This window comes from Clostridium sp. Marseille-Q7071, assembly GCF_965112025.1.
Genome location: NZ_CBCOPR010000001.1, coordinates 1,270,945 through 1,296,763 on the forward strand (window position 1 = coordinate 1,270,945; position 25,819 = coordinate 1,296,763).

Annotated in this window: 30 protein-coding genes; 26 read left to right on the top strand and 4 right to left on the bottom strand. The window is 27.0% G+C overall.

The window, feature by feature from the left end:
• The first annotated feature begins 92 nt into the window (after positions 1–92).
• The 4 genes from ACWPW7_RS06020 to ACWPW7_RS06035 all read left to right on the top strand — a co-directional run bounded on the left by ACWPW7_RS06020 (position 93) and on the right by ACWPW7_RS06035 (position 2,442).
• Positions 93–635 (top strand): GNAT family N-acetyltransferase, encoded by a 543-nt coding sequence (locus ACWPW7_RS06020; protein WP_454052763.1) that lies wholly within the window; start codon positions 93–95, stop codon positions 633–635.
• Between the two features lie 108 nt (positions 636–743).
• The gene (locus tag ACWPW7_RS06025) at positions 744–1,241 is read left to right on the top strand and encodes a GNAT family N-acetyltransferase (protein WP_454052764.1); all 498 of its coding nucleotides are present in this window, start codon (positions 744–746) and stop codon (positions 1,239–1,241) included.
• Between the two features lie 44 nt (positions 1,242–1,285).
• Entirely contained in the window at positions 1,286–1,690 is a 405-nt protein-coding gene (locus tag ACWPW7_RS06030; RefSeq protein WP_454052765.1) for a GNAT family N-acetyltransferase, read from the top strand.
• A gap of 32 nt (positions 1,691–1,722) precedes the next feature.
• A complete protein-coding gene (locus tag ACWPW7_RS06035) occupies positions 1,723–2,442 on the top strand; it encodes a gluzincin family metallopeptidase (protein WP_291561383.1) in 720 nt (239 codons plus the stop codon).
• Positions 2,443–2,552: 110 nt separating this feature from the next.
• Here the strand turns inward: ACWPW7_RS06035 and ACWPW7_RS06040 are convergent, their stop codons facing one another.
• Complete coding sequence (locus tag ACWPW7_RS06040) at positions 2,553–3,728, bottom strand: dicarboxylate/amino acid:cation symporter (protein ID WP_454052766.1); 1,176 nt, start codon at positions 3,726–3,728, stop codon at positions 2,553–2,555.
• 614 nt (positions 3,729–4,342) lie between these two features.
• Between ACWPW7_RS06040 and ACWPW7_RS06045 the strand changes: the two genes are divergently transcribed.
• The 17 genes from ACWPW7_RS06045 to ACWPW7_RS06125 all read left to right on the top strand — a co-directional run bounded on the left by ACWPW7_RS06045 (position 4,343) and on the right by ACWPW7_RS06125 (position 19,377).
• On the top strand, positions 4,343–5,005 hold the full coding sequence (locus tag ACWPW7_RS06045; RefSeq protein WP_454052767.1) for an AIM24 family protein: 663 nt from the start codon (positions 4,343–4,345) through the stop codon (positions 5,003–5,005).
• Between the two features lie 167 nt (positions 5,006–5,172).
• On the top strand, positions 5,173–5,556 hold the full coding sequence (locus ACWPW7_RS06050) for a hypothetical protein (RefSeq protein WP_454052768.1): 384 nt from the start codon (positions 5,173–5,175) through the stop codon (positions 5,554–5,556).
• Between the two features lie 167 nt (positions 5,557–5,723).
• Entirely contained in the window at positions 5,724–5,921 is a 198-nt protein-coding gene (locus ACWPW7_RS06055; protein ID WP_454052769.1) for a hypothetical protein, read from the top strand.
• 154 nt (positions 5,922–6,075) lie between these two features.
• On the top strand, positions 6,076–6,549 hold the full coding sequence (locus tag ACWPW7_RS06060) for a GNAT family N-acetyltransferase (RefSeq protein WP_454052770.1): 474 nt from the start codon (positions 6,076–6,078) through the stop codon (positions 6,547–6,549).
• Positions 6,550–6,717: 168 nt separating this feature from the next.
• Positions 6,718–7,257, top strand: coding sequence for a GrpB family protein (locus ACWPW7_RS06065; protein ID WP_454052771.1), 540 nt, complete (start codon positions 6,718–6,720; stop codon positions 7,255–7,257).
• A gap of 192 nt (positions 7,258–7,449) precedes the next feature.
• On the top strand, positions 7,450–7,695 hold the full coding sequence (locus tag ACWPW7_RS06070) for a (2Fe-2S) ferredoxin domain-containing protein (protein WP_454052772.1): 246 nt from the start codon (positions 7,450–7,452) through the stop codon (positions 7,693–7,695).
• Positions 7,695–9,407 (top strand): [Fe-Fe] hydrogenase large subunit C-terminal domain-containing protein, encoded by a 1,713-nt coding sequence (locus tag ACWPW7_RS06075; protein WP_454052773.1) that lies wholly within the window; start codon positions 7,695–7,697, stop codon positions 9,405–9,407. Before ACWPW7_RS06070 ends, ACWPW7_RS06075 begins: the two co-directional genes overlap by 1 nt.
• The gene (locus ACWPW7_RS06080) at positions 9,404–10,579 is read left to right on the top strand and encodes a SpoIIE family protein phosphatase (RefSeq protein ID WP_454052774.1); all 1,176 of its coding nucleotides are present in this window, start codon (positions 9,404–9,406) and stop codon (positions 10,577–10,579) included. Before ACWPW7_RS06075 ends, ACWPW7_RS06080 begins: the two co-directional genes overlap by 4 nt.
• 54 nt (positions 10,580–10,633) lie before the next feature.
• Positions 10,634–11,008, top strand: coding sequence for a MazG nucleotide pyrophosphohydrolase domain-containing protein (locus ACWPW7_RS06085; protein ID WP_454052775.1), 375 nt, complete (start codon positions 10,634–10,636; stop codon positions 11,006–11,008).
• Positions 11,009–11,220: 212 nt separating this feature from the next.
• A complete protein-coding gene (locus tag ACWPW7_RS06090) occupies positions 11,221–12,219 on the top strand; it encodes an ABC transporter ATP-binding protein (protein WP_454052776.1) in 999 nt (332 codons plus the stop codon).
• 8 nt (positions 12,220–12,227) lie between these two features.
• Complete coding sequence (locus tag ACWPW7_RS06095; protein WP_454052777.1) at positions 12,228–13,052, top strand: ABC transporter permease; 825 nt, start codon at positions 12,228–12,230, stop codon at positions 13,050–13,052.
• Between the two features lie 14 nt (positions 13,053–13,066).
• Positions 13,067–13,897, top strand: a complete 831-nt coding sequence (locus ACWPW7_RS06100; RefSeq protein ID WP_454052778.1) for an ABC transporter permease — start codon at positions 13,067–13,069, stop codon at positions 13,895–13,897.
• 157 nt (positions 13,898–14,054) lie between these two features.
• Positions 14,055–14,978 (top strand): transposase, encoded by a 924-nt coding sequence (locus tag ACWPW7_RS06105; RefSeq protein WP_454052779.1) that lies wholly within the window; start codon positions 14,055–14,057, stop codon positions 14,976–14,978.
• A gap of 501 nt (positions 14,979–15,479) precedes the next feature.
• Positions 15,480–16,100, top strand: coding sequence for an HD domain-containing protein (locus ACWPW7_RS06110; RefSeq protein WP_454052780.1), 621 nt, complete (start codon positions 15,480–15,482; stop codon positions 16,098–16,100).
• Positions 16,101–16,325: 225 nt separating this feature from the next.
• Positions 16,326–17,798, top strand: a complete 1,473-nt coding sequence (locus ACWPW7_RS06115; protein WP_454052781.1) for a UDP-N-acetylmuramoyl-L-alanyl-D-glutamate--2,6-diaminopimelate ligase — start codon at positions 16,326–16,328, stop codon at positions 17,796–17,798.
• 75 nt (positions 17,799–17,873) lie between these two features.
• Positions 17,874–18,806: a hypothetical protein gene (locus ACWPW7_RS06120; protein WP_454052782.1), complete on the top strand. Its 933-nt coding sequence runs from the start codon at positions 17,874–17,876 to the stop codon at positions 18,804–18,806.
• Positions 18,807–18,894: 88 nt separating this feature from the next.
• Positions 18,895–19,377, top strand: coding sequence for a peptide deformylase (locus ACWPW7_RS06125; RefSeq protein WP_454052783.1), 483 nt, complete (start codon positions 18,895–18,897; stop codon positions 19,375–19,377).
• A gap of 126 nt (positions 19,378–19,503) precedes the next feature.
• Here the strand turns inward: ACWPW7_RS06125 and ACWPW7_RS06130 are convergent, their stop codons facing one another.
• The 3 genes from ACWPW7_RS06130 to ACWPW7_RS06140 form a co-directional block, all read right to left on the bottom strand.
• On the bottom strand, positions 19,504–20,064 hold the full coding sequence (locus ACWPW7_RS06130) for a cob(I)yrinic acid a,c-diamide adenosyltransferase (RefSeq protein WP_454052784.1): 561 nt from the start codon (positions 20,062–20,064) through the stop codon (positions 19,504–19,506).
• Between the two features lie 300 nt (positions 20,065–20,364).
• On the bottom strand, positions 20,365–20,583 hold the full coding sequence (locus tag ACWPW7_RS06135; RefSeq protein WP_454052785.1) for a hypothetical protein: 219 nt from the start codon (positions 20,581–20,583) through the stop codon (positions 20,365–20,367).
• Positions 20,584–21,014: 431 nt separating this feature from the next.
• Positions 21,015–21,911 carry a hypothetical protein gene (locus ACWPW7_RS06140; RefSeq protein WP_291561763.1) on the bottom strand — a complete coding sequence of 299 codons (897 nt, stop codon included), beginning with the start codon at positions 21,909–21,911 and terminating at the stop codon, positions 21,015–21,017.
• A gap of 148 nt (positions 21,912–22,059) precedes the next feature.
• Between ACWPW7_RS06140 and ACWPW7_RS06145 the strand changes: the two genes are divergently transcribed.
• The 5 genes from ACWPW7_RS06145 to ACWPW7_RS06165 all read left to right on the top strand — a co-directional run bounded on the left by ACWPW7_RS06145 (position 22,060) and on the right by ACWPW7_RS06165 (position 25,605).
• Positions 22,060–22,839, top strand: a complete 780-nt coding sequence (locus ACWPW7_RS06145; RefSeq protein WP_454052786.1) for a GNAT family N-acetyltransferase — start codon at positions 22,060–22,062, stop codon at positions 22,837–22,839.
• A 153-nt stretch (positions 22,840–22,992) separates the two neighbouring features.
• The gene (locus ACWPW7_RS06150; RefSeq protein WP_291561759.1) at positions 22,993–23,418 is read left to right on the top strand and encodes a flavodoxin; all 426 of its coding nucleotides are present in this window, start codon (positions 22,993–22,995) and stop codon (positions 23,416–23,418) included.
• Positions 23,419–23,454: 36 nt separating this feature from the next.
• Complete coding sequence (locus ACWPW7_RS06155) at positions 23,455–24,075, top strand: DUF3793 family protein (protein ID WP_454052787.1); 621 nt, start codon at positions 23,455–23,457, stop codon at positions 24,073–24,075.
• 669 nt (positions 24,076–24,744) lie between these two features.
• Positions 24,745–24,897 (top strand): hypothetical protein, encoded by a 153-nt coding sequence (locus ACWPW7_RS06160; RefSeq protein ID WP_454055474.1) that lies wholly within the window; start codon positions 24,745–24,747, stop codon positions 24,895–24,897.
• 261 nt (positions 24,898–25,158) lie between these two features.
• Positions 25,159–25,605: an NUDIX domain-containing protein gene (locus ACWPW7_RS06165; RefSeq protein WP_454052788.1), complete on the top strand. Its 447-nt coding sequence runs from the start codon at positions 25,159–25,161 to the stop codon at positions 25,603–25,605.
• The last annotated feature ends 214 nt before the right edge of the window (positions 25,606–25,819 follow it).

Here is a 25,819-nt window from a genome sequence, read left to right on the forward strand (position 1 = left end):
TTCTAAACATTACAATAAAACTTAAATATTTTGATGAACCGTCCCTGATATTTCAAGATGAAATAAATATTATCCAATTAGGGGATGGGATTATGATTAAAATTAGGCAATTAACAGAAGCAGATATGAGACAAGCAATGGAATTAAAGATTTTATGCTGGACAGAAGAGTTAGCTGGTAAGGCTGAAAACACTCTTTCACTTTCACAACAATTGGATTTTTGGGTAGATTGGATGAATGCAGCTAAAGAAAACAATGATATTCGTTTGTCGATTGGAGCATTTGAAGACGACAAGATGCTTGGTGCTACCTTTAGTAGTTTTGCTGAAAGTTTTGATATACCTGAGAAAGGGATAGAGTTGAACGGTCTTTGGGTATATCCCGATCAAAGAAATAGGGGAATTTCACTTATGATGATTATTTATACATTAGATTTCTATATGGCTAAAGGTATAGAAAAGATGGTGGTCTATAATCATCATTATTCATCATCAAATCAGTTTTATCGCAAATTTGGTGCACAGGTTGCAAGACAAGAATATCAGATAGGTGGTAGATTGTTGATAGATGTATTTTTGGCAGATATGCTGTTAATGAAAAGGAATATGGAACAGTCGCTAAAGAAATACGTATAGGAGCATAAGAATAATCTATATACAAAATAATAGGAATTAATCTTACATGATAAGTAAAATTAGTAAATGTATATGAAGACATAGGGATATTTCGAGGAGGTTAATGAAATGAAAAATAAAATAAAATTACTCCCGATAGATGCAAAATCACAATCAATTTTTAAGAACTTGATGACTTTGTATTTGCATGATTTATCAGAATTTGCAGATGATTTAAAAATAAATTCTGAGGGATTATTTGAGTATGATGGAATTGAATATTATTTTAAAAGTGAAGATTTAAAGCCTTTTTTTATTTATGTAAATGCGGATATAGCAGGCTTTGTTCTTTTGAACAGTGGCAAATATGTGCCAGAGAATATAGATTACTCTGTACATGAATTGTTTTTAATGAAAGCTTATAGAAAAAAAGGTATAGCATCTGTGGTTATAGAAAAACTTTTTGAATTATATAAAGGAAGTTATAAAGTAGCACAGTTGTATCATAATACTCCAGCAATAAATTTTTGGAGAAATTTTTATAAGAAGAATTCTATTAATTATAAGGAGTTTGAAGAAGTAGTAGATGATCAAAGGGGTATATTCCAAATTTTTTCAGTAACTTAGATGATAATTAATAGATAAGAGAACAGTTTTGGGAGGGGTTTAATATGGATGATTTAGTAATTAATGAGGAATGTCCAACAGTTGAAGAATATATTGAATTAAGAAAAGCTGTAAAATGGAGAGTAATTGACATAGAAAATATAAGAAAAGGATTAAAAAATTCTATATACTGTGTATGTATTAGAGATAAGAATCGTATGATAGGTTTTGGAAGAATTGTAGGAGATGGAGGAACAGTTTTCTATATACAAGATATCATTGTTGAACCTCAGTATCAAAACAAAAAAATAGGCACTAAAATTATGGAGAAGATAATGGGTTATATTAAAAATAATTGTTCAAAAGATGCAATTATAGGTCTTATTGCTGTAAGTGAACTTGATGATTTTTACACAGATTTTGGGTTTGTTCATAATGAAAATAACTATTTTTACCGCTTAAATATGTAATATTATTAATTTAAGATTTTGGAGGAATTAGTATGTGGAGTACTATTGATTCAGAACATTACATTTTTAACTTTCATAAAGATTCTTTATCAGAAAAGCATATACAGCATATTATTTGTTGTCAAGAAAATTGTTATGATGTTATTTGTAGAGTTCTTAGTATAGTCCTTGATAAGAAAATCAATTATTATCTATGCGATACTAGAGATGAAGTAGGAAAACTTTATGGAGACAATGAACCCTGTAATGGATTTTGCAGATACCCGGGTAAAGAAATGGATGGCATTTATGCTGTCTATAATGAAGACATTAAATGTTTAGGATATCATGAAGATGTTCATTATATTGCGTTTATCGCAATGGGAAAGGCAAGTAGAAATTTTATTAGAGAAGGACTTGCTATGTACTTTGATAAACTATGGTGGGGAATACCAAATGAAGCGTGGATAAAAGAATTTATAAATAAAGATAACTATATACCAATTAGAAACTTAATGAATAATGAAGAGTTTTTTAAGAATAATGAGATATTTACCTATACATTAGCTGGTGCATTTACTAACTTTTTAATAATAAACTATGGTAATGAAAAATATAGTAAGTTTTATTCGACCTGTGATGATTATGCTGAAGAAAAGCTAGAACAAGTTTATGGAAAAACTATAGAAACTTTAGAAAAAGAGTTTTTACAAGATATAAATAATATTGAGTTTAATAATGTAATTAAAAAATATGTTCTAGATAATATTTAAGCAGATAAATATTAAAGGAACGGTTCATTAGGCTTCAAAACTATAAAGAAAACATCTTTAATAGTCTAATATTTTAATGAACTGTCCCTTTAAAAATTATAAATTACATACTATACTTTCTCAGGCATTAATTTATCTTTTATTGAATCTACCATTATAGCTATAGCGTTATCTCCTGATATATTACAAGCAGTTCCAAAACTATCTTGAGTTATATATAAGGCTATCATAAGTGCCAATTGAGCTTCGGAAAAATGTAAATTTGTTTGAAGAAGACCTAATGCAGCCATTACAGCACCCCCAGGCACTCCAGGAGCAGCTACCATTGTTACACCTAACATAGCTATAAATCCAGCAATTTCTCCAAAGTTTATAGGCATTCCATTCATTAACATTATAGTTATACTGCAAGCAGTTAAAGTTATAGTACTTCCAGAAAGATGAATAGTTGCACAAAGAGGAACTACAAACTCTCTTACTCCTCTTGAAACTCCATTTTTTTCTGCACATTCTAAATTTATAGGGATAGTTGCAGCAGAAGATTGAGTCCCAATAGCAGCTAAATATCCTGGAATTTGATTTTTTAAGCAAGTAAATAAATTCTTTTTCCCTAATATAGAAGCAATTAAGAATTGTATTACTATTATAGTTAAATGCATTAAAATTATTACTAGAAAGACTTTCCAAAATACTGAAAGAATTCTGCTAACTTCACCTGCAAATGTCATATTAGCAAAAATACCCATAATGTAAAAAGGTAGAAGTGGGATAATGAGATTAGATATTGTTTTTTCCATTATTTTTTGAAATTCTGAAGCTACATTGTATAAAGCTTTAGTTTTAATAGATGCAATACCAAGTCCTAGTAAAAAAGCTAAAACTAGAGCTGTCATTACTGGCATCAATGGTGGAATAGCAATCTCAAATAGTGGTTTTAAAAGCTTTTCTTCTGGATTTCCTGCACTGGATAAATTTGCTGTTGTCTCCACAAACTTTGGAAATAGATTAGAAGCTACAAAGAAGGAAAAAAATCCAGCTACTAAAGTAGAACCATAAGCTAAAAATGTTGTTATTCCAAGCATTTTACCAGCCCCTTTTCCTAAATCAGCTATTCCAGAAACTACAAATCCTAGAATTATTAAAGGAATTGCAAAATCTAAAAAGCTTGCGAATATGGAGCTAAAGGTTGCTAGGATCTCCACAATATTTTTTGGTAAATAAGAACCAATAAGTATACCAAGTATGATAGCGATAATTAATTTTGGTATGAGACCAATCTTTTTCATAAATATAGCACCTCCAATTGTTTAGTTATTCAAAAAAGATATAGTAGATATAGTATAGCAAAAAAAATTTAATTTAAATTATTATTATGTAATAATTCATAAAAAATACATTTAATCATGCATAACAACTATATATTATTTTGAATTAAAGTGTTTTAAAGTATTTTGGAAAACTATAATGTATAATTGATGAAAGTACAGTTAATTGATTCTTACAAAGTTAAAGCAGATAGTTATAACGATTTAATACATGTTCTTAATTTTTTATTAACTTATTAACATATTTTTTAATAAGCATATTGATTAGAATATATTAGAAGAATTATTTAATAAAAAATGGAAGGGTATAAAAAAATAGTGGAGAAAGATATGTAGATTTACTATATTTACAGTTTATAAATATAGTAGAGGAGTTCGAAATGTTGTGGCTTAAGTGTTAATGATTTAAAATTGAAGGAAAGGAAATTTTAGGATAGTTATGTTATTTAGTGTAGAAGATATAGAGTACATTCAAATCATATTGAATTATTTAAATATGATTTAATTGATAATTTAAATTTAGTTAAAGAAAGAGTAGGCTTTAACATTTATACAAATAAGAAGGAGAAAAAATAATGTTTATATTTGAAACCACAAATGAGCTATGTTGCCTTGCTAAGGGTAGAGGTGAATTTTATGCAAAAAAAGGTGCCATGATAGGATACAAAGGAGATTTTAGATTTGAGAAATCATTGCTAGGGCCTAACAATAATCGAGGGGCATTAGGAACTTTAATGGGATATGTAAAGAGAAATATCTCAGGAGAAAATATTGAACTTATGACGGTAGAGGGGGATGGAGAAGTATATTTAGCGGAAAATGCTTATCATGTTACCATAATAGACTTAGAGCCAATGGATGGTGTATGTGTTGAAAGTGAAAACATTCTTGCCTTTCCTAAAGAAATACACTATGATGTTTCATTTGTTGGAACAGGGGTAATTTCTCAAAGGGGGTTATGTTCTACTCAATTTACAAACAAAACAAATCAAATATTATCTGTTGCAGTGCTATCAGATGGAAATCCTTTAATATTAGAGGGACCCTGTGCAGTAGATCCAGATGCAGTAGTTTGTTGGACAGGAAGAAATCCTTCCATTGGAACTCAAGTAGGATGGAAAACTTTAATTGGACAAACCTCCGGTGAAAGTTATTATCTTCAATTTAATGAACCAGGACAAAAAGTAATAATTCAGCCTTCAGAAAGATTGTCTGGACTTAAGCTATCTATTGATTAGTTTATACATAAATGTTACTTCTACTAATATATATATATAAAATTAAGGGACGGTTCATTACTTTTTATAGATTATAAAGGAACATTTTTTATAATTTAATGTATTGTAATGAACCGTCCCCTATATAAATTTGAAAAATTTATTAAAAGGGATTTGAGGGTAAAATTATGAGTGAAATAAATATAGAAAAAGTTGAGAAGAATATTGAAGTTTATTATGATAATAGTAAAATACTTTTGCCAGAAGAATATAGTAATAAAGTTGAAGAGTATTGGAATGATTTAATAAGAAAAGGAAAAAGGTTCTTTAGGGGAGATTGTTACACAATTGAAGATATAGAAAAATCTAAAGAAAGTATAAAAATTAATGTTAAACTAACAGATTATGCTCATTATTTATATACATTACATAGAAGTTTTTCTACAGAATTTGATTGTAGAGTTATATCTACATCTGCATTAATCGAAACTTTAGATGGAAGACTTGTTTTGGGAGAGATGAATAGTAATACAGTTGCTCAGGAAAACTTCAATTTACAGGTGGAGGAATAGATAAAGAAGATATTATAGGAGATTGTATAGATTTAAGGGAAAACATCAAAAAAGAAATCTTTGAAGAGTTAGGAATTGACACTAATAATGAAAAGTTAGTTAAGAGTTTGGAACCATCTTATTTAGTAAGTGAAGGAAATCATAATTTTCTTTCTCTTGTCTTTAAAATGAATTTATTAATAAGTGAAAAAGAAGTATTGGATATATTTAATTTTCACAACGACATATTAAAGTCTAAACAAATTATTCCAGAGTTTAATTCATTGACATTTATACATAATAATAAAACTTCTATAGAAGAATTTATTATAAACGATTTAAGAGAAAAGAGTGATAACATTATTCCAGTTTTAAGAGCTATATAGAAATTTGAATAAATTTATAGTATTAATTTGCAATAATTACATTTTTAATAATTAACCGTCCCATAATAATTTAAAAGATTTGAATTGTGAAGTAGATTTTATTTCAAATATTAGCTATAATCTTTCATAACACAAAAAAAGGAGCGGTAAAAATATGATTATAAGGAAAATACAAAAGGAAGATAATAAAAGAATAGAAGAGGTTATAAGAACTTGCTTAATAGAATTTGGAGGAAATAGAGAAGGACTTGCGTGGGCAGATCCAGAATTATCATATTTATCCGAAGTTTATAAAGATGAAAATTGTGAGTACTGGGTTGTAGAGAATAATGGTGAAATTCTAGGGGGATGTGGAATAACACCTATGAAAAACCTTGAGGGTATATGTGAACTGCAAAAAATGTATTTATTAAAAGAAGGTAGAGGAACAGGAATAGCTAATGATCTTATGAAGATAGCTTTAGATTTTGCATCAAAGTATTATGATAAATGTTACCTTGAGACTTTGAGTAACATGGGAGCTGCAAATAGATTTTACCAAAAACATGGTTTTAAAAGTCTTGACAAGCCTATTGTCCAAACAGAACATTTTTCCTGTGATGCATGGTATATAAAAGATTTAAAATAGATATTAATAAGTATTTAGATACCTTAAAATACAAGTACACTTAATTAAAGTGCTTATATTTTAAGGTTTATTTTTACATAAATGTTAAAGTTAATGCTATTATTAGCATATAAAACATTATGTTAAGTGGCTGAAAAATTCTGAGAATAAATATATGAGGTGTTGAGAATGATTGGATTAAAAAGAGGAATTGTGAAGTTAGTTCCATATACCTATGAATGGGAAGAAGAATATAATAAGGAAGAAAAATTACTGTACTCAGTAATAGGAAAATATGTTTTAGATATTCAACATGTAGGTAGTACATCAATAGAAGGGCTTGATGCTAAACCTATTATTGACATAGCAGTAGCTGTTGAATCACTGGATATAGTAGACTGTTTTAAAGAACTATTAGAGAACATAGGTTATCAGTATAGAAGTAATGCAGGTATTGAAGGAAGGCTTATGTTTGCTAAGGGTACTGAAGAACTAAGAACACATTATTTGCATATAGAGATTTTAAATGGACTTATATGGAAAAATCATATATATTTTAGAGATTACCTTCGTTTACATAAGGAATATATTCATCAGTATTCAGAGTTAAAAAGAAACTTAGCTATAAAGTTTAGCGATGATAGATATTCATATACTAATGAAAAGGACAAGTTTATTAGCATGGTATTAGAAAAAGCTAAAGAAGAATTTTCAGAGAATGAAAATTAGTATTTATTAATAATATTACTTAATTAAAAGAGGAAAGAAGTTCCTCTTTTAACTATATAACTTTAATATAACTATGATAAAAACTAAGAATAACATAGGGTTAAGTTATGAGCTAGAATTTTTCTGAATTAAATTGACACAATATTAACAAAATTCTATACTTAAAATATAAAATTTATAGGAGGCAATTGTATGGTTGTAAAGGTATGTGTGGGAAGTGCCTGTTATCTGAAAGGATCTCACAAAATTATAAAGGAACTACAAAGATTAATTGAAGAAAATAATTTAAAAGATAAGGTAGAATTAAAAGCAGCATTTTGTTTGGGACATTGTACTAAAGCAGTATCGGTAATGATTGATGATTCAGATATATATACAGTAGAGCCTAATTTTGTTGAAGAGTTTTTTACCTTAGAGATTGCAAAGAAGGTGATGTAATGCAAGTAATGGATTTTTCACCAGCGAACTGCAAAAATTATTATAAATGTGTGAGGACTTGTTCTGTAAAAGCTATAGAGGTAAAAAATCATCAAGCTAAGATTATAGAGGAACGCTGCATAGCTTGTGGTCATTGTTTTGTAGTTTGTCCTCAAAATGCTAGAAATGTACTTTCCGATTTAGAGCATATAAAATCAGCAATTAAAAATGGTAATAAAGTTATTGCACAAATTGCACCTGCCTTTCGTGGATTTTTTGAAAATTCACCTAAAATTGTTACTGCATTGAAGAAACTAGGTTTTCAAATTGTAGAAGAAGTTTCTATAGGTGCGGAATTGGTTTCCCAAAGTTATGAAAAAATTATTAGAGAAAGTGATAAAAAAGAATTTTTAACAAGTTGTTGTCCCTCAGTAATTATGTTAATAGAGCAATATTATCCTGAGCTAATATCTGACATACTTCCTGTAGTTTCTCCTATGATTGCTCATGGAAAAACTATAAAAGCAAGTCATCCTGATAGCTTTGTAGTGTTTGTAGGGCCTTGTATATCTAAAAAATATGAAGCATTATTAGAAGAAAATAAAGGTATTGTTGATGCAGTATTAACCTTTGATGAGTTAATTCAATGGATAGGTGAAGAAAGCATTGATTTTAATCATTTAAAAGAAAGTAAAGTAGATAATTATGGTTCAAGAAGGGGAAACTCCTATCCATTAGCGGGAGGGATATTAAGTGCTATAAAGTCTACAGCTTTATCAAAAGATATAGATTTAATAAAAGTTGATGGTATAGAAAATTGTAAATCTTTGTTGGAATCATTAAAAAATAATAATTTAAAAAATGTTTGTGTTGAACTAAGTATTTGTAATGAAAGTTGTTTAGGTGGCCCAGGGGGAACGGCCCAAGGAGGAACACCTTTTAAGAGAATACAAAATTTGCATAAATATATAAGTATAAGAGAAAAAGAAGCCATAAAGGAAATTAATTATAAAAATCCTTTAGTGGATTTAATCCGTACTTTTAAAGATAGAAGTATAAAGAGTTATATGCCTACAGAAGAAGAAATAAAAGAGATTTTACAGAAGATGGGTAAATATGAAAAAGAAGATGAACTAAATTGTGGTGCCTGTGGATATGATAGTTGTTATAAAAAGGCTATAGCAGTATCGCAAAATATGTCTCAAATAGATATGTGTATTCCTTATATGAGATCACTTGCTGAAAGAATGAGTAATGAGATTTTTCAAAATTCACCTAATGCTATTTTATTACTAGATAAATCTTTAAATATTATTGATATGAATCCTATAGCAAGAAGAATTTTTAGAATAGAAAATAAAGACTTAAGCAGCATATCTATTTCTACTATTATGGAGGATACTACTTTTAAAAAAGTAATTGAAAATAAAAAGAGCATACCTAAACAAAAGGTAAGTTACTCAGAATATGATTACTATGCTTATAGAAGCATTATATATATGGAAAAACAATCTGCACTTTTAGTTATTTTTACAGATATTACAGAAGAAGAGAATAGAAAACTTGAACTTAGCAAAATAAAAGAAAATACCCTAGATGTTACTCAAACTATTATTGATAAACAAATGAGAGTAGCTCAAGAAATAGCAAGTCTTTTAGGGGAAACTACAGCAGAAACAAAGGTTGCATTAATGAAGCTCAAAAAAGTATTGAAAGAGGAAAAAGAAGTATGATTAAATATTTTATTGATGTAGCTAATTTTAGTATGAATAAATATGGTGAAGAACTTTGTGGAGATAATGTAGAGATAGCTAAAACAGAAAATGGAATGATTATTGTTATGGCAGATGGACTAGGTAGTGGAGTGAAAGCAAATATATTAGCAACTTTAACTTCTAAAATTGCTATAACAATGCTCAAAGAAGGTGCAAGTATTGAGGATACCATTGATACCATTGTAAATACTCTTCCAGAATGTCAAATTAGAAAATTAGCATATTCAACTTTTACAATAATACAAATCACTAATGATGGTGAGATTTACATGGTTGAATATGATAATCCACCAATATTTTTCTTTCGCTACGGTAAAGCTTGTGAAATTTATAAAGAAGAAAAAAAGATTAATGGAAAGAAAATATATGAAAGTAGATTTTATATGGGAGAGCATGATGTACTGACATTAGTAAGTGATGGAGCAATTCATGCTGGAGTGGGCCAATTATTAAATCTAGGATGGCAATGGGAAGATATAAATACTTTCTTAGAAAGTATCATAGTAAAAGAGAGATATGTTGAGAATATTGCAAGACATCTTATAGAAGTATGTAATAACCTTTATGATAATAAGCCAGGTGATGATACAACTGTAGTAACTATAAAATTAAAACCAGAAGAGTATATAGATATATTTACAGGGCCACCTAAAAATATAGAAGATGATAAGTATATGATTAAAAAACTTTTAGAAAGCAAAGGCAAAAAAGTTATTTGTGGTGGCACTACTGCTAATATAGTAGCTAGAGAATTAAAGAGAAAAATAGATATAGACTTAGAAAGTTTTAACAAAGAAGTCCCTCCCATGGGATATATGAAAGGAATGGACTTAGTTACTGAAGGACTATTAACACTAAATAAAACTGCTGAAATAATAGGTGAATACATAATTCAAAAGAAAAATAAAGTAATAACTTCACCTATTGAAGGAGCAGATGGAGCATCAAAACTTTCTAAAATGCTTATAGAAGAAGGAACTCATATTCATATTTGGGTAGGTCAAGCTATAAATCCTGCCCATCAAAATCCACTATTTCCTTCAGATTTCAACTTAAAAATAAAGGTAGTTAAAGAATTAGAAAAATACTTAAAGAAATTAGGAAAATATGTAGAGATAAGTTATATATAAAAGCTTCATTAGATTGTTTATAAGTAAAAATAAAATATAAGAAGGAGATTTAAAATGGACAGAGACATAGAGGATTTAAGAATTTCCCAAATGCTTAAGTTTTCAAAAACTTTATGGGAGAAGAATAAGGATAATTGGTCTCCTATGGAACCTAAATATGGTAAGAATTTTATATTATACATGATAGAAGAAATAGGGGAAGTTATATCCATAATAAAGAAAAAAGGTGAAGATGAAATTATGGATAATAATGAAGTTAGAGAAAGATTTATTGAAGAGATGGGTGATGTTTTAATGTATTATATGGATGTACTTAATAGGTTTAATGTCACCAGTGAAGAATTCTCTAAAATATATTTAAATAAATATATTAGCAATATGGAGAGAAATTATGAAAAACAATATAAAGACTTTATTACAAATAAGTGATAATGAAATGATAGAAGAAGTTTTTTATATAAATAAGTATTAATTTGAACTAGGGAAAAAGTAAAATAGTTATTAAGTTTATCTATAAAGTTTAGTGAAGAAATTTCATATTATTCACTAAATTCTTTTTTTATTATTTACAACGTAACAATGTTATGTTACAATTAAAATACTTTACATTACATAAAAAGGAAATAATGGGGGTATATTTTATGGAAGCAATTGTGAAAGTTGACAATGTTAAAAAATATTTTTATAGCAAAAAGAAGAAATTTTTTAAGGTTGTTGAAAAGAAAGAGTTTAAGGCTGTTGATGGGGTTAGCTTTGAAATTAATAAGGGTGAAGTTTTTGGATTATTAGGACCTAATGGGGCAGGTAAAACTACTGTAATAAAAATGATAACAGGCTTATTAAGACCTACTAGTGGACAAATAAAAATTAAAGGTTTAGATGTGGATAAGAACTCTATTGAAGCATTAAGAAATTTGGGAACAGTATTAGCAGGAGATAGAAGTATATATTGGAAACTTACTGCTAGAGAAAACTTAGAATACTTTGGAGCTCTTTATGGATTAAATAAAAAAGAGGGAGCTAAAAGAGCAGATGAAATATTAAAAAAGTTAGGTTTAGTTGATAAAGCTGATGAACTGGTAGAAAAGTATTCTACAGGAATGAAGCAAAAGGTTGCTCTAGGAAAAGCATTAATGCCTAATGCTCCTATAGTCTTATTAGATGAACCTACTTTAGGATTAGATCCACAATCAGCATTAAATTTAAGAGAAATTATTTTAGATATAAAAAATGAAGGAAGAACTGTACTTTTAACTACGCACTATATGGAGGAAGCTGATTTTTTAAGTGATAGAATTGCAATAATGGATGGGGGGAAAATTATTGCTTTAGATACTCCAGAGAATTTAAAGAGCAGACTAAACGATACTAAATCTATAAAAGTAGAGTTAAATAATTGTAGTGAAGAGTTTTTAGAATGTGCAAGAAATATAGAAGAGGTAGATAAAGTTATATCTGCTTATATCGAAGATAAGAGAATCTATAAAATTACTATTCAACATCATAGTGATAATGGAATAATGCAAAACCTTTTAGAATGTATAGCTAATAATAATCTTAAAGTTATTAATATTAATGTACTAGAACCGTCTCTTGAAGATGTGTTTATTCATTTAACAGGTAAAAGTCTTAGGGAGTAGGTGATAATATGAATAGGTTAAGAGTTATTTTTGCCATATTTAAGAAAGATCTTCGACAAACTTTAAGATATTCTACTTGGTATATAAATCTGATAATATGGCCATTAATCATGCCTCTTATGTATATATTATCCGCAGTAGGCATGGGAGGTAACGATAGTGAAAGTATGGCTATTTTTGAAAGTTCCACAGGTGCAGAGAATGTAGTTAGTTATATAGTTATAGGTACTATGGTATGGATGGCAGTTAATATGATTATGTGGAGCTTTGGAAATTATTTAAGGAATGAACAAAATAAAGGAACTTTAGAATCTACATGGCTTTGTCCTATAAATCGATTTGATATTTTAATTGGTGGGGGATTAATTTCCATGTTAATGCTTATTTTTCAAGCAGTAATTTCTGTACTAGAGTATAAATTGATTTATGGTATTACTTTTACTGGTAATATTTTAGAGTGGGTAGTACTTTTCTTAATAATTATGCCAGCTACCTTTGGAATAGGAATGTTATTTGCAAGTTTAATATTATGGCTTAAACAAGCCAATGCTACAATAAATGTAATAAGAGGAGCGGTGATGATACTTTGTGGAATAAGCTTTCCTATAACTGTAATGCCAAACTCTTTGCAGTTTTTATCTAAACTACTGCCTTTTACTCATGGTATAGAAGCAGCTAGAACAGTTATGGTTACTGGGGGAAATTTAGTTACTGCAAGTAAAAGTATTATGATTTGTTTAGTTCAAGGTGTAATAATATTGATATTAGGTAGAATAGCCTTTGGGTTTACTGAAAGAAAAGTAAGAGAAGTAGGCTCTTTAGAAAGATTTTAGGGGGAGAGGTTTATATGGAGAAAATAAAGAGAGGGCTAAATATTTTTAGAGCAGTATTTATAATGCAAATGAAGATATATTTTAGATACCCTATAAATTTTTTTATGACTTTAATTGATCCTATTATATGGCTTGCACCAATTTATTTTATGAGTAAGTGCTTTAGTTTAAATGGAAAGTTTCCTGGTTTTGAAAAATATGCAGGAAACTCTGATTATATGGGATTTGCAATTTTAGGATTTATGGTATCTACTTATGTTTGGACTGTATCATGGAGTATGGGCTTTGCATTAAAAGAAGAAATGACACAGGGAGTTTTAGAATCAAATTGGAGTGCACCTGTAAGTAGAATAGGACTGTTAATAAGTAAAAGTGCTTTTCAATTTTGTGTAGCAACCTTTGAAATTATATTGACAGGAATATCTTGTTACTTTGTATTTGGATTTACTGTAAATGCTAATATATTAAAAGCATTATTATTTATCATGCCTGGAGTTATAGGATTACTTGGACTAGGTTTAGCAATCTCCTCCGCAGTACTATTGTTAAAAGAAGCAAATACAATAATTGATATAGGAAATAACTTAGTTATAGGCTTTTCAGGAGGATATTTTCCACTAAAAGTGCTTCCAAAATGGGCATTGTTTATATCTTCAATGATACCGTTAACCTATATGTATGATAGCACAAGAGCAATACTTTTAGAGCAAAATTCAATAATGCCATTATCTAAAGAATTTTTACTATTAATATGTTCCATGCTTGGATTTTGCTTAGTGGGAGCATTAGTATTTAATACTATAGAAAAAAGATGTAGAACTAAAGGAATACTAGGAACACATTAATTATCTATCAAAGGGACGGTTCATTAAATTTATTAGATTAGTTAATATATGATCTAATAAATAATGAACCGTCCCTTTGACTTAATTAAATTTAGCTTATTACTTGATAGATTTGTCAATAATTATAACAAATTATAATTATTGGAGGAATTTTTATATGGCAAGAAAGGCAAGAGAATTATGCGATACAGGAATATATCATATTATGACGAGAAGTTTTCCAAATAAACTTTTATTCTATGACGATAAAGATAAAGAAGTTATGCTAAAAATTTTAAGAAAACTGCAGATAGAAGAAAATTTTAAAATATATGCTTATTGTTTAATGGATAATCATACACATTTTCTAATTGATATTAATGGTGGAGAATTAGGAAAAATTATGAAAAAACTTAATTTAAGATATGGAGGGTACCTTAGAAAAAGCAAAAAACATGAGGGCCCTGTGTTTAGGGATAGATATAAAAGTAAACCTATAAAAAATGATGCTTATTTAATAGAAGTTTCAAAATATATACATAGAAATGCAGTTGATATTATAGGGTATAAAGATAAGCCGGAAACTTATGAATTCTCTAGTTTATCACTATACTTAGGATTTAAAAAAGATAAATTTAAAATATGTGATGAAGCTTTTATTATGAGATTATTTGGCAAAACAAAGAAAGATGCAAGAGAAAATTATTATAAAACTATGTTTAAGATAACAAATGAAAGAATTAAAGAAGTGGAATTTGAAATTGAAAAATCTGAATATAGAAGTGAAAAAGTAATTCTACTTAGAAATTTAAGTGATGAGCAAATACGAAATTTTATATGTAAGAAAACAAATACAAAAGAAATAGAACTTAATTTAAAATATAGAAGAAAAAGTCGAAAAATAAAGGCTCTCTATGTAGTATACTTAGTACAATTCGCAGGTAAAAAAGCAAAAGATATATGTAGTTTAATAGGAAATGTAACACAATCTAATATATCTAAACTATGTAGTGATGGTATTGAATTAATTTTAAAAGATAAATTTCATAAAAGTTTATTAGATGAATTTATAGAAATGAATAGCAAAGTAATAGCATGTTAAGATAGTAATAAAAGAAAAAAATTTATTTTGAAAAATAATATTTTAATCTCATCAATGGACAAACTGTTAAAATTATAAAAAATCACATCAAATTTTAATTACTATATAGATAGAATGATTAGTCTATAATAAAAAAATATGAGAAAGGGACGGTTCATTATTTTTTAGCATCATTTATTAATAGATTTAAATATATAATGAACCGTCCCTTATATTAAAATTTATAAATAGTTAGATTATTTATCATTGAGATGAAGCCTGTAGATGTAGAAGCTGTAATACTGATAATTGAAAATATATGGTATAATTTTCATATATTAATCTATTGGATTAGTTAAATATAGTTATTATAATAGTTTATACTTTAAAATAAATGTTAGAGATTCGATACAATAAAAGGTTAATTAAGATTTTGCATAATAATACCAATCTAATTAATTAAATAAATATATAAATGTTTATTTATATAGAAGGATTATATTAAAGGATAAAGGTGAAATTATGAAAAACAATATATTAAATGGAGTTCCAACTTTAGAAGAGGCAAAGTTAATTTTAAAAGAAGCAGAAAGTTTAAACCCAGGTTCGTGGGTAGAACACTCTAAATATACTGGACAAGCTGCTAGATTAATAGCGGAGAATATAGAAGGCTTAAATTCAGAAGTTGCAGAAGTATTAGGAATGCTCCATGATATTGGAAGAAGAGTGGGAGTATATAAAATAAGACATAGTATAGACGGATATAATTACGCTATGGAAAAAGAATATAGTTTATTAGCAAGAGTTTGTATCACACATTCTTTTCCTTATAAAAATATAAATATAATTTTGGATGAGTGGGATAGTACCGAAGAGAATTTTAATTTTCTTGAAAAATATTTAGAAGAAGTAGAATTTGATGATTATGATAAATTAATACAACTGTGTGATGCGCTTGCTTTGCCAAGTGGATTTTGTCTTTTAGAAAAAAGAATGGTTGATGTAGCTTTAAGATATGGAGTGAATGAGTTTACAATACCAAAATGGAGAGTTACTTTTCAATTAAAAGATTACTTTGAAGAAAAAATGAACAAGTCCATTTATAATGTATTACCAGATGTAGTTGAGAGTACATTTAAATAATGCTAAAAAAATATGTAAATAAATTTTATGTTTATTTTAATTTATTAGGGACGGTTCATTAAAAAATATATATCCGAGCAGAAATAAAAGATAATATATTAAAAAAAGAATGAACCGTCCCTTTGTATATTAAGGATATTATTATAAAATGATTATAAAGATTCTTTAATAGAACTAATTAAAGAAATAGATCTCCATTAATTAAAGAAGAATAGGAGAATTTTTATGAATATAAAAGAGTTATTATTTAAAATAGACTATGATATTTTAAAAGGGAATGATGATGCAGAGGTATGTGAAATTGCGTATGATTCAAGAAGAATTACGAAGAAAAATTCATTATTTGTATGTATAGAAGGATTTAAAGTGGATGGTCATAGATTTATAGATGATGCCATTAAAAATGGTGCTACTTCTATATTAGTTGAAAAGGAAATAAAAATAAGCTCTGAAGATGTAAATATAATTAGGGTTAAAAATACAAGAAAAGTATTATCTGAAATATCAAGTGCATTTTATAATGAGCCATCAAAAGAATTAAATCTAGTTGGAGTAACTGGCACTAATGGGAAGACTTCAGTATCCATTATTATTTCAAATATATTGGAAAATCTAGGTCATAAAGTTGGTACAATTGGTACTATTGATAATAGAATAGGAAATAAAATTTTAGAAGTAGAAAAGAATACGCCTACAACACCAGAATCTTTAGAACTTCAAATGCTACTTAGAAAAATGGCAAAGGAGAAAGTTCAAGATGTAATTATGGAAGTTTCCTCAATGGCATTAGAATTACATCGAGTAGATAATTGCATATTTGATATAGGGGTTTTTACAAATTTAAGTCAAGACCATTTAGATGACCATAAAACCATGGAAAATTATAAAAATGCAAAATTAAAGTTATTTACAAAATGTAAATATGCTATAGTAAATATAGATGATAGTGTATCAAAAGATATAATAAATACTGCTACAGCTAAAATATTTACCTATGGAATTAATAATAGTGCAGATTTAATGGCAAAGGATATAAGGTTATCTTCTGATGGAGCAAGATTTAAAATAAGTTTTAATAAGGAAGAAAAAGAGGTAGTTATTAAAATTCCAGGCTTATTTAGTGTTTATAATTCTTTAGCAGCTATTGCAGTTTGTATTCATTTAGGATTAACACTTGAGCATATAATTTTAGCGCTACAAGATATAAAAACTGTAAGAGGGAGGGCAGAAGCAATAAATACAGAAGAGGGATATATTGTAATTGTTGATTATGCACATAGTCCAGATGCATTAAAGAATATTTTAACTACTGTTAAGGGTTTTGCAAAAGGTAAAGTTATTACAGTGTTTGGCTGTGGTGGTGATAGGGATAAAGGCAAACGTCCTATAATGGGGAAAATAGCAGGTGAAAATTCACAATTTTGTGTAATAACATCTGATAACCCTAGAACAGAAGAACCATTACAAATTCTTTATAATATTGAAGAGGGGATAAAAGAAACTCACTGTTCATATAAAAAAATTTTAGATAGAAAAGAAGCTATATATTTTGCAATGGATAGTGCAAAATCTGGAGATGTAATTGTTATAGCTGGAAAAGGTCATGAAACCTATCAAATTCTAAAAGATAGAATTATCAAATTTGATGATATGGAAGTGGTAAAAGAATATTTAAAGAAGAAAGTTGGTGTTGAATAAAAATTTAAAGCTATGAAATTAAATTTTAGAAAATATTTAATATAGATTAATATAATAAGATGGGGAATTTAGGGTATGGGAGAGTTAAGAGTATTTATTAATAATAATCCAGAATTTAAAACTACAATCGAAAGTATAATAAAAAAAGAGGTCTGGGATATAGATAATATTCCATATATAAAAGTAAGTGGAGAAGGCTTTGAAGATGGACAAAAGAATATTAAAGTATATTGTGATGATGAACTTTTAATAAAAAGTATTGTTTTAGTGAAAAAAAGTGCTTTTAATTTAAAAGTTGATTTAAAAGAAATATTCCAAAGTATGAGCAACATTAAAGTAATTATAGATAGAGAAGAATATAATATTCCAGTACAGCTAAAAAAACTTTATGGAAGAGTTACTTACTTTGATGGGATACCAGTAAAAAATCCAATGGTTTTAACCAATAGTGATATTAAAGTCGTAGGCGATGAAGAAGGATATTATGAAGTATGTTTAGCTGAGAAAGAGGAGTATATAGCAATATTTAATAAAGATTATTCTAAAGAAGCTTTAGAATGCTGGTTATATGATGTTAATTTAATTGAGGATATGGAGTTAGATGTAAGGATAGATAAATTTGAAATTTATAGATTACACGGATGGTATGGTGAACATAGTGTTAATATACATTTTATTCCAATGTCTTTAACAAAAGTACTAGAAAGTATGAAATATATAAGTGATGAATCCTATGAAAATAATGATATTTGGCCAGAAGTAAGTGAAGAAAATATAAAAGTTTATATAGGTGATATAGAACAAAAAATAGTTGCATTTAAAGAAGTTAAAGATTTTTTATACTATGAAGATAAAGGAAAGACTAGTAGACCAGCCTATTTAATTAGTGTTGCAAGGGAAACTATGGTTAATGATGTTATAAAAGTTGTTATTAATAATAAAGCATTGAAAGATAATAAAGAAATAATTGAAAAAGGTGAAAGCTATTATTTTGGATTTTTAAGATAAAGAATATTTACTTAAAGAGTCTAAATTTATAAAATTATTATAAAAAGTAGTTTTATAGAAATATTTATAATTTTAGGGAGAGTAAGAGATGGCTATAAGAGAAATTTTATTATTAGGTAATGAAAAGTTATACCAAGTATCAAGTGAAGTGAGAAGAGAAGAATTAGAAGAAGTGAAAAAAATAGCTGAAGACTTACACGATACTTTAATAGATTTTAGAAAAAAATATAAATGTGGAAGAGCAATAGCAGCACCACAAATTGATGTATTTAAAAGAATCATTTATATGTATATTGATAAGCCAGTAGTATTTATTAATCCTAAACTGCAGTTTGTTGACAAAGAAAAATTTGAACTTTGGGATGATTGTATGAGTTTTCCTAAGTTAAAGGTTAAAGTTTTAAGATATAAAAAATGCAAAATTTCTTATAAAGATTTATTATGGAATGATTGTGAAATGTTGCTTTCTGATGATTTATCAGAATTGTTACAACATGAGTATGATCATTTAGATGGAATACTAGCAGTACAAAGAGCAATTAATGATAAATCACTTAAGATGGAAATATAGATTATAGAATTAAAACACTTCACAGTTTAACATTACCCTTAACTGTGAAGTGAGGATAAAAAATGAGATTAAAATTAATTATAAGTTTTAATCTCATTCTTTTTTCTTAGTATTACAAATTATAGACTATTTTAGTTCCATTATAGTTTCTTTTTTACCTTGTAGATGATTTAAATATCTAGATAGTGTAAAGAAATAGTCAGATAATCTATTTATATATTTATAGCTATCCCCTACATCTATATTTCTCTCATGAATTAATTCAACGAAAGCTCTTTCAGCTCTTCTAGTTACAGCTCTTGCTACGTGTGCATAAGTTCCTTCAGGAGAACCACTGTATAGAATAAAGTGAGTTTGTGGTGGCATTGAAGTAGTCATTTTATCAATAGCTTCTTCAAGAGCAGTAACGTCTTCTGATTTAATTTTAGGTTCTTTAAATTCTAAGGAGATTTCTACACCAGTTACATAAAGTTTATGTTGAATTTCTTCTAAAAAAGTTGAAATTTCTTTTCTAGCAGAAGGTTTAATGCTTTGATTTAAACAAAGCATAGAATTTAGATATCCTACATGACTATTTAATTCATCTATATGTCCTTGAACATCAATTAACAAATCACATTTTAATAGTCTATTTCCAGCTAAGTTAGAAGTTGAACCTTTGTCTCCACCTTTTGTATAAATACCCATAGTTATCACCTCTGAAATTATATATTTATATTGTTAATCTATTTTAGTATGTATTTAATTATATCTTAATTATACACTAAATTGTAGATGAGAGAAATATTATTAGTTGATAAAGGTAATTAATTAAATTAAAGGTTTATTGTTAAATATTTTTTAAACAATAAACATAATCTTAAAAAGGATTGGTATTTAAATACCAATCCTAGAGAATTATAAATTATTTATAATATATAAAATTTTATTATTTAATCTCATTAAGAGTATTATTAGCAACGCTATATTGCTTTAATAGAAGCAAGATTATAATATGGAGAAAAGAAGTAATAAAGAAAGTAGGTCATCGCCTTCATTACCAAAGTTGCCCGAATCATTACTCCAATCGTCTCTTCTACAACATCTTCTACAACATCTTCTTTCGCATCTTCTTTCACATCTTCTTCTACATCTTCTTCTACATCTTCTTCCGCTATCCCAACCGTCGTTAGAACCAAAAGATTCAAATAAATCTTGATTACTCATTATTAATTACCCCCAACTAATTTATAATTATTATCTTTAATGTCAAATTTATCAATGGCTTGTACATTTATAGTTTCTCCTACTCATAATATATAAATATTATGAAAAATTGTGATTTAAAAAACATAATTATAAAAAATATATAATAAAAATCTAGATTGAAATATAATTTTCTTAATTTCATAATGTCTATATTAAAAGAATAGATATATGATATTAATTAGAAAATATAATAAATAGTTAAAATGTTATATAATGAAAAAAAATACGATGGAATCAACAAAAAGAAAGGATGTGATAGATTCATATCCTTTCTCTGTAAAAGGGGCTTAATTGTATGAATAATACAATATTATAAATATTTATAATATTATTTTTCTATTAATTAATATTTATATTTTAGCAAAATTAAATACATTATAAATATAAGGTTATTGGAGTTTTAAATAAAAGTTATTACCTTTTACAGTAAAACCATTCTTTTTATAAAAATTTATTCTATCACCATTAATATCCCCTTCAGAAATAGAATTAGTTCTACTATAAAGCATTTGAGTTTTAAATTCCTTGCTTAGGGATAAATTTCCTTCTTTGAGTTTTTTATCTAATATATGGTTAAGTTCAGGTATTAAAGTTTTAATTAAATATTGAAGTGCAGTTGCACCTCTATCTGAATCTTTTTCCTTTCCAATTTCTAAAGTTTTAAGTTCAAGTACGGAAGTAAAGTTATTGCTGTATCCTAAAGTCATTTGAAGATAGTTTCCTTTTTGCGATAAAGATCTATACTCACCATAAAAACCATAAATTTTAAAGTTATTTGTAGTATAAGAAAAGTCTGGTGAATTTATATGGCAAAAAAACGCTATAGGACTTCCCTTTTTATCCTTAGAGAAGTGAAAATAGGGTCTTTCTACATTTGAATAATCAATCTCACAATCCTTTAAAAATTTATTTAAATCCTTTACTACATTTATATATTTATTATAGTTTTTACAACTATTTTCTATATTTTGAATTATTTTATTGCTTATAAACAGCTGCTCTATAATAGTATCTTCAGTAGGATAGTTAATATTTGCTAGATGAATACTATCTAAAATGTCTTTAGACACAATATCTTCTAAAGAAATATAAGAAAGATCACTACACAGTATTTCATGTATATATTTACAGTTTAAGCATAAATATTTAAATCTATTTAATTTAATAGAGGTTTCAATTTTTGCATTTTCTAATATTCTATTATATTCCTTTAAAGTGTCTAAGGTTTTCTCGGTGCTATTTTTACTTATGACTGATAAAAATATATGTTTAAAAGAATACTTCATAAAAACGCTCCTTTCAAAATGGAGATATCGTTAGATTATATGAAGTATAAAGGCTTAATTATTCTTATTTTCAAATAAATTTTATAGTCATAAATGTTAACTTCATAGAATATATTTATATATTAGAAATTCCATGGAGGAAATGAACTTGATTGTAAAATTAAATGAAAGCCATAATGATGGATTAGAAAAATTTCTAAGCAAAAATAAAGAAATTAATGTTTGTATTATAGGATGTTTAGAGAAATTTGGTTTTGATGATAGATTACAAGAGATATGGGCTGAATTTGATGAAAATTACAATTATATAGCTATACTACTAAGACATAATACTCAATTTTATTTTCACTCTGTAATAGAAGATTATAATGCAGAAGGCTTTTGCAAAATCATAAATGGTTATAAAAATAAAGAGCAAATTTGGGGAGAACTTATTTCTATAACTAAGTTATTATCCATATTAACCTATGATAAAGTAAAGTTTAATCAATTTGCATATTTAGATAATTTATTATTAATGAAAGAAAATGTTTCAGTGATAAAAGCAAAATTAGAGGATGCAGAGGAAATTTATAATCTTAGAAAGACCATAGAAGAGTTTAACGATTTTAAAACATCATCTGCTAGTATCAAAGCAGCAATTAATAGTGGCTTTGGAAGAGTATATTGCATTAAGGAAAATAATAAAATTTTAGCTTCTGCAGCAACTACAGCAGAAAGTAAAGAATTAGCGATGATAGTTTCTGTTATGACTCATAGTAATCATAGAAATAAGGGCTATGCAATGAATTGTGTTTATAAGATATGTAGGGAGCTCATAGATGAAGGAAGGATTCCCTGTTTATTTTATAATAATCCTAAAGCAAAAAACATATATAAAAACTTAGGGTTTGAGGATATAGCAGTATGGGTTATAGTTAATTTTTAAAGATGTATTTATTGAATAAACCACATTTTTCATTTTTTTATGAAAAATGTGGTTTTTAATGTTGACAAATCCAAAATTAACAAATATAATATAAATAGATGGTAATGATAATCATTTTCAATTAAATGTGATTTTCGTAAAGGGAGTGTTATTATGAACAAAGTTTCAATAATTTATTGGAGTGGTACAGGAAACACAGAAGCTATGGCTAACTTCATTGCAGAAGGTGCTAAAAATGAAGGAGCAGAAGTTGAAGTAAAAGCTGTTTCAAATGCAGTTGTTAGTGATATAGATAGTGCAGATGTGATTGCTTTAGGATGTCCTTCCATGGGAGATGAAGTTTTAGAGGAATCAGAAATGGAACCTTTTATAGAATCAATAGAAACTGCCGTAAAAGGAAAAAAAATAGCCCTATTTGGTTCATACGGATGGGGAGATGGAAAATGGATGAGAGACTGGGAAGAAAGAATGACTGGTTATGGCGCAATTGTGATAAATGAAGGATTAATTGCTAACTATACACCAGAATCAGATAAAGAAAAAGAGTGTTTAGAGCTCGGTAAAGAATTAGCAAATTAGTTTTAACATCATCAAAATATTAAGGGAGTGATTACAGTGAAGTTAGCAGTTAAAGCTTTTAGAGAAAAAATAAATACTTTAAATGATGTGGAATATATGTTTAATGTGATAGCCTATAACATTGCCCCTACAATTAAAGGGCTTAAGGCTGCTACCACTGTAACCCTATGTAATCATGATAAAAACATGTGCAATAACTGGAAAAGTTATAAGCATGAATTATTAAATAGATTAAAGGTGAAAGCCTTTGAGTTAAAAGAAACAAATAATGCAGTAGTAGTACTGTTTTATAATGAAGAATTATTAAATAATAAATTCCAAGATAAAAGAGTTACAAATTTTTTAGCACAGTTTGGTTATGAACCAAATATGACTATAGTTGAAAAACTAAAAGTATTGAAAAAAAGATATGATATTTCGATTTGTCCTCATGAAATGGGAATATTTTTAGGATTTCCACTACAGGATGTACAAACATTTATAGAAAGTCCACATAAGGAATGTTTACTTTGTGGATATTGGAAAGTGTATTATGATAAAGACTCTGCCTTACAAACTTTTAAATACTTTGATGAAGCAAAACTAGAAATAGTAAATAGTGTTTGTCAAGGTAAAAAACTATTCGAGGCTATAGAAGTATTATCTATAGCCTCATAGGAAAATCGGTAAAACAATCTTCTTTAAATATATAATATTTTTTAGTACATGATATACAAACAAACTTATAAAATCCACAGTTTTATCTAGAAATTAGTTAAAGCTGTGGATTTTATTTTAAATAAATTAAAAGGTATAAATAGGCCTCAATTAAAATCTTATTTAGTAGGTTAAGCAACTACATTATGGACTTATATGAATTATAGAGGGAATTTGAAAAGTTTGTAGAAATATAATGTAAGTTTTATTAATTATATTTTGAATATAATTTAAATAGAAATTAAATGAAATTATAGTTAATCCTATAAGAATAATATATTAAAATACAGGCTAATTAGTATGGTTATAAAAGTGTAGGGCGGGGAAATAATATGGTATTGCCTAAAGTTACTAATTATGATTAAAAACAATAATCGCTACATATAAAGGGTTTTAATGTAAAGACTAGAATAACAATTTTAAATGATAGTGAGAGTCTAATAAGTGAAACCCTAGTAATACTTTATTATAAGACTAGTACAAAATATTTATGATGATAAAAAAGAAGAGTTAGTTTTTTCAAGAGGTTGTTAAATTAATAAAAGTAAAAGAAGTCAAAGTATAGAAAATAAGAAAATTTATTATTATAAAAGCTCTACTCCTTCATGAAAATCGTATGTACTTTATAATATAATTGGTGATGAAAACTTTAAAGATTCTATTAAAGAATTTATAAACGAACATAAAGAAAAAAACATAGATTTCAATATGTTTAAGAACTTTATAGAAGAGAGAACAGAAATAAATTTATCTAAATTTTTTGACGAATGGATTTTGGAATAAACTCCTCTAAATATCTTACTGATAAATTAGAATTTGATGAAATTTTGAAAAAACATAATAAAAAGGTATAATTAAAGGCAAATTACATTTTAATTGATATATAGTATAAAAGTTTTCAATATACATTTAATTATTTTATATTGTAAGGTTTACTTGTGAGAACTAATTAAAGTATTGAATAAATCTAAATTTTACATTGCTTTAATAGATCTACTTAAAATGTGATTTTTACTAAATATATTAATAAAGATAGGTGATAATATGTCAAAGGAAAGAGTGCAAGCAGTTATAATTGAAGAAGATAGCGTGTTACTTGGTATTGGTAAAATTGATGGGCAAATTAGACACTTTTTTATTAGTGGAAAAATACAGGAGGGAGAAACCCCAGAAGAAGCTGTAATTAGAGAACTGAGGGAGGAAGCTAATGTAGATGGGAAAATTATTTTTAATATAGTTAATAATACTTATTTAATAGATATAGGAAATCAAATTCCGATTTTGGGTTATATTTCTCAAGAAGATGATGACTTAGAATTTTCGGAAAGGACATTAGAGGATATAAAATATATATCACTAGATGACTATGAAAGTTTTAAGGATATAGATGTAAAATATTTTATTTTTCTAGAGAAGAAGTGTAAAGCCTTAAATTATTATCCAATATGGTATGAAAAATTAAGAAATTTAATTGAAAATTATAAAAAGTAGCTTAATTTTTAATAGTTAATATTTATTAAGAGATTAGGAATTATAAAGAGAATTAATTCTGAGAAATTAATTCTCTTTATTTTGTTACAATATTGTAAGATTAGACTTTTAAAATGTAAGTCTGATGAATGGACTAAAAAATACTATAAATATAAAATTATAGTAGATTGTAAATGAATAAATCTAATTTATATGTATATGAGGCAGAATTTTA

Excerpts from the sequence above, each read along its gene's own strand:
- ACWPW7_RS06075 (WP_454052773.1), top strand. The coding sequence starts at position 7,695 with ATGCAAGTAATGGATTTTTCACCAGCGAACTGCAAAAATTATTATAAA.
- ACWPW7_RS06150 (WP_291561759.1), top strand. The coding sequence starts at position 22,993 with ATGAACAAAGTTTCAATAATTTATTGGAGTGGTACAGGAAACACAGAA.
- ACWPW7_RS06090 (WP_454052776.1), top strand. The coding sequence starts at position 11,221 with ATGGAAGCAATTGTGAAAGTTGACAATGTTAAAAAATATTTTTATAGC.
- ACWPW7_RS06105 (WP_454052779.1), top strand. The coding sequence starts at position 14,055 with ATGGCAAGAAAGGCAAGAGAATTATGCGATACAGGAATATATCATATT.
- ACWPW7_RS06085 (WP_454052775.1), top strand. The coding sequence starts at position 10,634 with ATGGACAGAGACATAGAGGATTTAAGAATTTCCCAAATGCTTAAGTTT.
- ACWPW7_RS06025 (WP_454052764.1), top strand. The coding sequence starts at position 744 with ATGAAAAATAAAATAAAATTACTCCCGATAGATGCAAAATCACAATCA.
- ACWPW7_RS06040 (WP_454052766.1), bottom strand. The coding sequence starts at position 3,728 with ATGAAAAAGATTGGTCTCATACCAAAATTAATTATCGCTATCATACTT.
- ACWPW7_RS06050 (WP_454052768.1), top strand. The coding sequence starts at position 5,173 with ATGAGTGAAATAAATATAGAAAAAGTTGAGAAGAATATTGAAGTTTAT.
- ACWPW7_RS06030 (WP_454052765.1), top strand. The coding sequence starts at position 1,286 with ATGGATGATTTAGTAATTAATGAGGAATGTCCAACAGTTGAAGAATAT.
- ACWPW7_RS06070 (WP_454052772.1), top strand. The coding sequence starts at position 7,450 with ATGGTTGTAAAGGTATGTGTGGGAAGTGCCTGTTATCTGAAAGGATCT.
- ACWPW7_RS06045 (WP_454052767.1), top strand. The coding sequence starts at position 4,343 with ATGTTTATATTTGAAACCACAAATGAGCTATGTTGCCTTGCTAAGGGT.
- ACWPW7_RS06110 (WP_454052780.1), top strand. The coding sequence starts at position 15,480 with ATGAAAAACAATATATTAAATGGAGTTCCAACTTTAGAAGAGGCAAAG.
- ACWPW7_RS06060 (WP_454052770.1), top strand. The coding sequence starts at position 6,076 with ATGATTATAAGGAAAATACAAAAGGAAGATAATAAAAGAATAGAAGAG.
- ACWPW7_RS06125 (WP_454052783.1), top strand. The coding sequence starts at position 18,895 with ATGGCTATAAGAGAAATTTTATTATTAGGTAATGAAAAGTTATACCAA.
- ACWPW7_RS06140 (WP_291561763.1), bottom strand. The coding sequence starts at position 21,911 with ATGAAGTATTCTTTTAAACATATATTTTTATCAGTCATAAGTAAAAAT.
- ACWPW7_RS06135 (WP_454052785.1), bottom strand. The coding sequence starts at position 20,583 with ATGAGTAATCAAGATTTATTTGAATCTTTTGGTTCTAACGACGGTTGG.
- ACWPW7_RS06080 (WP_454052774.1), top strand. The coding sequence starts at position 9,404 with ATGATTAAATATTTTATTGATGTAGCTAATTTTAGTATGAATAAATAT.
- ACWPW7_RS06020 (WP_454052763.1), top strand. The coding sequence starts at position 93 with ATGATTAAAATTAGGCAATTAACAGAAGCAGATATGAGACAAGCAATG.
- ACWPW7_RS06130 (WP_454052784.1), bottom strand. The coding sequence starts at position 20,064 with ATGGGTATTTATACAAAAGGTGGAGACAAAGGTTCAACTTCTAACTTA.
- ACWPW7_RS06055 (WP_454052769.1), top strand. The coding sequence starts at position 5,724 with ATGAATTTATTAATAAGTGAAAAAGAAGTATTGGATATATTTAATTTT.
- ACWPW7_RS06065 (WP_454052771.1), top strand. The coding sequence starts at position 6,718 with ATGATTGGATTAAAAAGAGGAATTGTGAAGTTAGTTCCATATACCTAT.
- ACWPW7_RS06100 (WP_454052778.1), top strand. The coding sequence starts at position 13,067 with ATGGAGAAAATAAAGAGAGGGCTAAATATTTTTAGAGCAGTATTTATA.
- ACWPW7_RS06115 (WP_454052781.1), top strand. The coding sequence starts at position 16,326 with ATGAATATAAAAGAGTTATTATTTAAAATAGACTATGATATTTTAAAA.
- ACWPW7_RS06095 (WP_454052777.1), top strand. The coding sequence starts at position 12,228 with ATGAATAGGTTAAGAGTTATTTTTGCCATATTTAAGAAAGATCTTCGA.
- ACWPW7_RS06165 (WP_454052788.1), top strand. The coding sequence starts at position 25,159 with ATGTCAAAGGAAAGAGTGCAAGCAGTTATAATTGAAGAAGATAGCGTG.
- ACWPW7_RS06035 (WP_291561383.1), top strand. The coding sequence starts at position 1,723 with ATGTGGAGTACTATTGATTCAGAACATTACATTTTTAACTTTCATAAA.
- ACWPW7_RS06120 (WP_454052782.1), top strand. The coding sequence starts at position 17,874 with ATGGGAGAGTTAAGAGTATTTATTAATAATAATCCAGAATTTAAAACT.